At 50.1% G+C, this 6,803-nt stretch carries 7 protein-coding genes and 1 rRNA gene; 1 reads left to right on the forward strand and 7 read right to left on the reverse strand.

The window, feature by feature from the left end; genetic code table 11:
* Positions 1-87 precede the first annotated feature (87 nt).
* From BMY09_RS10995 to rpoE, 4 genes are all read right to left on the reverse strand, one after another.
* A complete protein-coding gene (locus BMY09_RS10995) occupies positions 88-1,491 on the reverse strand; it encodes a DegQ family serine endoprotease (protein ID WP_091357856.1) in 1,404 nt (467 codons plus the stop codon).
* Between the two features lie 38 nt (positions 1,492-1,529).
* Positions 1,530-1,964: a SoxR reducing system RseC family protein gene (locus BMY09_RS11000; protein WP_091357859.1), complete on the reverse strand. Its 435-nt coding sequence runs from the start codon at positions 1,962-1,964 to the stop codon at positions 1,530-1,532.
* A gap of 6 nt (positions 1,965-1,970) precedes the next feature.
* Complete coding sequence (locus BMY09_RS11005) at positions 1,971-2,822, reverse strand: MucB/RseB C-terminal domain-containing protein (RefSeq protein ID WP_091357861.1); 852 nt, start codon at positions 2,820-2,822, stop codon at positions 1,971-1,973.
* A gap of 119 nt (positions 2,823-2,941) precedes the next feature.
* Positions 2,942-3,526 (reverse strand): RNA polymerase sigma factor RpoE, encoded by a 585-nt coding sequence (gene rpoE, locus BMY09_RS11010; RefSeq protein WP_091357864.1) that lies wholly within the window; start codon positions 3,524-3,526, stop codon positions 2,942-2,944.
* A 251-nt stretch (positions 3,527-3,777) separates the two neighbouring features.
* Here rpoE and nadB point away from each other — a divergent pair, with 251 nt between their 5' ends.
* Positions 3,778-5,373 (forward strand): L-aspartate oxidase, encoded by a 1,596-nt coding sequence (gene nadB, locus BMY09_RS11015; protein WP_091357866.1) that lies wholly within the window; start codon positions 3,778-3,780, stop codon positions 5,371-5,373.
* Here the strand turns inward: nadB and BMY09_RS22485 are convergent.
* From BMY09_RS22485 to rrf, 3 genes are all read right to left on the reverse strand, one after another.
* On the reverse strand, positions 5,354-5,806 hold the full coding sequence (locus tag BMY09_RS22485) for a protein YgfX (RefSeq protein WP_338024075.1): 453 nt from the start codon (positions 5,804-5,806) through the stop codon (positions 5,354-5,356). The two genes, nadB and BMY09_RS22485, sit on opposite strands and share 20 nt — an antisense overlap.
* Entirely contained in the window at positions 5,784-6,044 is a 261-nt protein-coding gene (locus tag BMY09_RS11025) for an FAD assembly factor SdhE (RefSeq protein ID WP_091357871.1), read from the reverse strand. Before BMY09_RS11025 ends, BMY09_RS22485 begins: the two co-directional genes overlap by 23 nt.
* 501 nt (positions 6,045-6,545) lie before the next feature.
* A 5S ribosomal RNA gene (gene rrf, locus BMY09_RS11030) occupies positions 6,546-6,661 on the reverse strand.
* Positions 6,662-6,803 lie beyond the last annotated feature (142 nt).

Genomic DNA, 6,803 nt, shown 5'->3' on the forward strand with positions numbered 1-6,803 from the left:
TACCGTATTTCAGCTGTAACGACCATCAAAGAGAAACAGATCGGAAAATAAACAGAGGGGCCTGAAGCCCCTCTGAATCACTGTGGTCTATTTGAGTTTGAGGGGGATAAACATGGGACTGCCACGGCGTACTATACGCATCGGCACCGCTTTATTATCCGGCAATGCTTCAACAACACCAGCAAAGGTATCGACTGAATCGATCTCTTCACCATTGAGCATGGTGATCACATCCCCCACCATCAGGCCTGAATCTGCACCGGCACCATTCGCTACCTGACGAACCACGACACCCTCTGTCACACTGAGACGTTCGCGCAGCTGATCATCCAGCTCACTGACCTGAATATTCAAACGGTTGGCCGATGCTTTTTCTTCCATCTGACCTGCTGTTTTCAGCTCCTCACCCTGTGAGGGCAACAGACCGATGGTCACAGTAATAGTCTGTTTCTTACCATCGCGGACAACCCCAACCCGGGCATCGGTTTCAGGCGGAATACGTCCTACCTGGTGAGGCAGGTCACCAGAACGATCAATCATATTGCCATTGAAACTGTAGATAATATCGCCTTCCTGAATACCTGCGGCTTCTGCCGGGCTGTCGGGCAGAACTTTGGCAACCAGCGCACCACCGGGTTTATCCAGTCCAAAAGACTCAGCCAGATCGCGATTCACCTCCTGAATAATAACACCCAGCCAGCCCCGGCTTACCTTACCTTTATCTTTAAGCTGATCGACCACCTCCATCGCAACATTCATCGGGATGGAGAAAGACAGCCCCATAAAGCCGCCAGAACGGGTGTAGATCTGAGAGTTGATGCCGATCACTTCGCCCTGCATATTAAACAGGGGGCCACCGGAGTTACCCGGATTAATCGCAACATCAGTCTGAATAAATGGCACATAGGTTTCATTTGCCAGGCTACGGTCTGTAGCACTGATAATACCTGCGGTAACAGAATGGTCAAACCCGAATGGCGAACCGATAGCAAGTACCCACTCACCTACTTCTGCCTTGTCTGAGTCACCAATTTTTACTACCGGAAGATCCGTTGCATCAATTTTCAACAGCGCCACATCGGAGCGCTTATCTGAACCGATTATCTTAGCTTCAAGTTCCCGCCGGTCGCTCAGGCGGACGATCACTTTATCCGCATCTGCCACCACATGGTGATTGGTCAGAATGTAACCATCCTCCGAGATAATAAAGCCGGACCCGAGAGACTGAGGGGCTTTATGGCGCGGCGCATTACCATAGCCCTCAGGAATGCGGAAGAAATGACGGAAGATATCCGGAATATCCTGACCATCCGGGAGCTGCATATCCGGCATCCCCTGAACCTGACTGGAGACTTGCTGGACCGTACTAATATTGACTACAGCAGGGGATGCCTGCTTAACCAGATCCTTAAATTCTGGCAGCGCTGCATGCACACTGCTCACGCACAACCAGAAAAGAACCAGACTAAAAGTCGCTCTGACTAGTTTCATATCGTTTGTCCTGTATATCAGTTATTACTACACGTAAATCAGACTCTGCGAAGCAGCACCGGTCGGTAACTGCAGTTCCGGCTTATTCGGCCAGAGATAAATCGGGTTATGACAAAACCACCTGCCAGACCGAAGCCAGCGCTTAAAATAACACCGGGTTCGGAAAGGCCGTAACGTTGCGCTGCCACTGCAGTGATAAACATCGCCAACAGAGGCAGCAGATAAACCAGCAAGGATGCGGTAAGAAAAGATCGTTCACCCACGCCTAAGGTCACTTCGTCATTCACGCTGACCTCAAGATGCTGAGGATTATCAACCTGAATCTCCAGCCGTTTACCATCACCTATCTTGGCTAACAAACTCTGCCCACACCCCTTCTGTGCGCTACAGCTGGAACAGGCACTTTGCTTAATCGTTTCAACCCATACCGTTCCGTCGTCAAGACGAACTACACGGCCATTTTCTTCAAGCATGGTGAATTACTGTATCTTCTCAATAGAGTTAACCACACGGTCGGCAACCATCAGAGGCACATCGCCCACGACGGTGACGAAGAACTGATCATCCACTTTCTTCCCGACCGCAACCATATTACCCAGCTGTGTCGCTCCTTCAGGAACAGTCGCATCACCCGTCCGTTCAATACTCAGGGTAAAAGAGTTAACCCCATTACTGAATACGGTCAGTTCAGCCCCCGGAGCCATGGCATTTTTAACCGGTGTATACCCCTCCGGAATCCAGCCTGGAGAAGAGCTCACCAGTTTTCCCTCGCGCAACACATTATGCTGGCGGATATAACTGTTTAACCCGGCATTAAAACGGATGATATTGTCATCACTATTACCACTCTGATGCGATATGCGAGGGGCTCCAAACTGAGCACGCATCAGATCGCGGGAGGGAGCAAAGCTCGGCTTCACAGTGGCCGTACTGGGCGCCGGAGCCTGAGCTAGTCCGCTGTCCACAGGAGATGTCGAATTAACAGCAAAATTCTGTCCCCCCAAAATAACCACCGCAGTAACCGATGCGGCAACAGCCATACTAATCAGCGGCTTAAAGAAGCTCTTACCCGAAATACCAGTGTTCACCGGAGAGTCAGCCGTTGTCTTACTGAACGTGGGCTCAGACTCAACAGCATCCATTACTGCGGCACTGATATCACCGGCACCCAACTGTTCATTTTTCAGTAGTGAACTGGCCAGATGATAACGCTGCCACTGTCCGCACAACTCTTTATTGTCAGCACTCTGCTTTAACAGGCTGCGTAACTCAAAGTCACCCACTTCATTGTCCATCAATGCAGAAAGCGCTTCTTTGGGTTGTTCGCTCATTAGCCAACTCCTAACGGATTAAGTATCTGCTTAACAGTGTCTGGAGAAATCATTACACCCAGTTCACTCTGTTAAACAATTCAATTCAACGGTCCCGTACTACAATAAAAACCATTGCTTTAATTCAATAAGGGGGCGATCTCTTTATCAATCGCCTCCCGGGCCCGGAAGATTCGTGAGCGCACGGTACCCACCGGACAATCCATAATCTGAGCAATATCTTCATAACTCAGCCCGTCAAACTCGCGCAGTGACAACGCAGCTCTGAGATCCTGTGGAAGTTTATCCATCGCATCCCTGACCACTCTGGCCAGTTCATCCCGATACAAACTGTTTTCCGGGGTCTCAATATCTTTTAGCCCGCTATCACCTTCTATATGGTGCGCATCATCAACATCGACATCCATATCCGGCGGTCTTCGTCCCTTTGCCACCAGATGATTTTTAGCGGTATTGATCGCAATCCGGTAAAGCCAGGTATAGAAAGCACTGTCACCACGAAAATTCGGCAGCGCCCGGTAGGCTTTAATAAACGCTTCCTGTGACACATCCATCGCTTCATGATGGTCGTACACATACCGCCCAATCAGGCCGATAATTTTATGCTGGTATTTTTTAACCAACAGATCAAAGGCGGTTTTATCACCTTCCTGAACACGCCTGACCAGCTTATGATCTATCGATGCTTGGCTTTCGCTGGACATTCGATTCCTTATTGTATGAACAGTTCCAAACTAATGTAGCTGCTTACAGCCTCAAGGAAGTATGAATGCCACCCCCTGTTTTATGCAACCCTTTACCAGAGCTGAACTTAAGTTATATCGTAAGAGCCCTGTAGCGTAACTAAGTTCCATTATGTTGAAAAAAAATTCAATATTTTCACTGCCACACTGGCCCCCGTCACCGGTTCGGGCAATAATTAGCCACTTATATCGATAGCAGTAGAGAGTCAGCAATGAGTGATGAGTTTCAGTATGATGTCCTGATAATTGGTAGTGGCGCTTCCGGACTCGGACTTGCCCTCCAACTGCCTGACACCTTCAGAATTGCTGTACTCAGCAAAGCCAGCCTGACCAGCGGCTCTACCTATCAGGCTCAGGGAGGAGTCGCCGCGGTACTGGATGATACTGACAGTACTCAGGCACATATCCAGGATACCATCACCGCTGGGGCAAACCTCAGCCGCAAAGACGCCGTTACTTTTACCGTCGAACATGGCAAAGAAAGTATCGACTGGCTGATCCAGCAAGGTGTTCCATTTACCCGGGAAGGTAATGAATACCACCTGACCAAAGAGGGTGGACACAGTCACCGCCGCATCATCCACTCTGCCGACGCAACAGGCCAGGCCATTCAGCAGACGCTGATTGAACGGGCGAAGGCCTGCAGCAACATCGACCTGTTTGAAGATCGCATTGCAGTAGACCTGATTACCCGACATAAACTTAACCTGCCTGATAATCGCTGTATCGGCGCATACGTCCTTAACCACAACACCGGCCATGTGGATGTGTTTAAAGCAGGCTCAACCGTTTTGGCGACCGGGGGTGTGAGCAAAGCCTATCTCTATACCAGCAACCCCGACGGAGCCTCAGGAGACGGTATTGCGATGGCCTGGCGGGCAGGTTGCAGGGTTGGCAATCTTGAGTTTAATCAGTTTCACCCGACCTGCCTCTATCACCCACAAGCAAAATCATTTCTGATCTCTGAGGCCGTACGCGGCGAAGGCGGAAAACTGCGACTACCGGATGGTAGCCGTTTTATGGATAAGTTTGATGAACGTGGTGAGCTTGCCCCCCGCGATATCGTCGCCAGAGCGATCGACCACGAGATGAAACGACTGGGTTGCGACTGCGTTTTTCTCGATATATCCCATAAACCGGCCGAGTTTATTAAACAACATTTCCCAACAATCTATGAGCGCTGCCTGAAGTATGGCATCGATATCACCCGGGAAGCGATTCCAGTGGTTCCGGCGGCCCACTATACCTGCGGTGGTATCATGACCAATCAGCACGGTATGAGTGATGTAGAAGGGTTATACGCTATCGGCGAGACCTCATTTACCGGCCTGCATGGCGCCAACCGGCTGGCCAGCAACTCATTGCTTGAATGCATTGTTTACGCCTCATCCGCCGCCCGGCACATTATCAGTCACAACCACCCGCTGGGAAAGTTGCCTGAGATCCCCGCCTGGGATGAAAGTCAGGTAACCAACTCCGATGAAGACGTCATTATCGCTCACAACTGGGACGAACTGCGTCGCTTTATGTGGGATTACGTCGGCATTGTACGAACAAACAAACGCCTGCAGCGCGCTAAACACCGGGTTGACCTGTTACAGCAGGAGATCAGTGAGTATTACAGTAACTATAAGGTCAGCCGGGATCTGCTGGAACTGCGAAACCTGGCTGTCGTTGCCGATTTGATTATACGTTCAGCGATGCAGCGCCAGGAGAGTCGGGGCCTGCACTATACACTGGATTATCCGGAGAGTGGTGCTGAAGCAAGAGACACCATCCTGACACCAGTTAACTATGACTGGCGCTGACCGGTGGCGGTGCAAACCTGAGTAAAACCTGCAGCTTTCTGAATTGTTCTGCAGTAACACTATCCCGCCAGATCAGCACGGATGCAGAGCGTTGCTGGCCACGGAGTTTGAGCTTAAGCCCCAACAGCAGAGGCGAAGTCAGCCGCTGCTGTATTGCTTCAACCTCCACCCAGCCACTCCCCCGTAAACAGACAACCACTGCTTTGCGTTCCGCAAGCCAGCGAATACCGGATACTGAACCTGCATCTGTCAGCATAATTATACGGGGCCAACAATAGATCAGGTAACAGCAACAGGCCAGAAATAGAACGACCTTAATGGTAAAACTAAGACCTGAGAGCCATACCGAAAAAACCGACAGCGCAGCAAGTAGTAGAAACAGATACCGCGCAGTAACGGAAGGATATATTTCAACTTGCAGGGGGCTGAACACGATCCAGAATAATCCGCACGATACGTTGAATATCGGGATCTTCTGCCTCTTCCCGCTCCATCAGCCAGACAAACAGCTCTGTGTCCTCACAGGCAAGCAACTTAACAAAACGATCCTGGTCTTCGGGGTCCAGATCCTGAAAAGCTTCCTCAACAAAAGGAACAAACAACACATCAAGTTCCAGCATACCTCTTCGGCTTTGCCAGCGTAAACGGCGAATATCTTCTTCGGTGTACATTATCTACCTGCTTATTTATGGGAGAGTAGTTCTCGCGGTTATCGCACCAAGCCTGAATTGCGAGGTAGGCAATATATAAAACAATACCCCTTCCTAGCAAGCCAAACAGCAAATGGTTCAGATTAATAATGACGAGAGTCATATAAGAGCATAAGAGCAGTAGTTAGACCGCTGCTTCGCAGCTCGCTAGACGCGACTGCGTCGCTTGCCAGAACGGAGCCTTCGGCTCCTGCTAGAAAAAGCTATCGCGACGGGTACCCAGAGGGCATGCTAGCGTCGCTCGCTACAGGGCCTTAGCTTCTTCAGAGAACGAAATATCTTTTCTGTGAAGATTGCCTATGCTCCCTGATAAGAAGGCTTTTGCTTTTGCTAGAAAAACAGCGCGAACGCGGAGTCCAACCAACAACAAGCGCGCAGCGCCGTTCTAGCAAGCCGCGTAGCGGCGTCTAAACGAAAAAAGCCCCGATCATTTTCATGATCGGGGCTGTTTCGTAATTAGGTGCTTGGCGATGACCTACTCTCGCATGGAGAAGCTCCACACTACCATCGGCGCTAAGACGTTTCACTTCCGAGTTCGGGAAGGGATCGGGTGGTTCCATCTCGCTATTGTCGCCAAGCAAAACTGGTTGCTCTAACGATTTGAACATCAGTGTTAACCTATGCTCAAAGCGTCATTCGAATCCTGTAACTCTTTAGTCGAGAAGAGTATGCACAAACTCTAATCCGTGGCTGTTTTATTCAGCCGCAATGTATCTTTTT

The organism is Amphritea atlantica (assembly GCF_900111095.1).
In the GTDB taxonomy this organism is placed as follows: domain Bacteria; phylum Pseudomonadota; class Gammaproteobacteria; order Pseudomonadales; family Balneatricaceae; genus Amphritea; species Amphritea atlantica.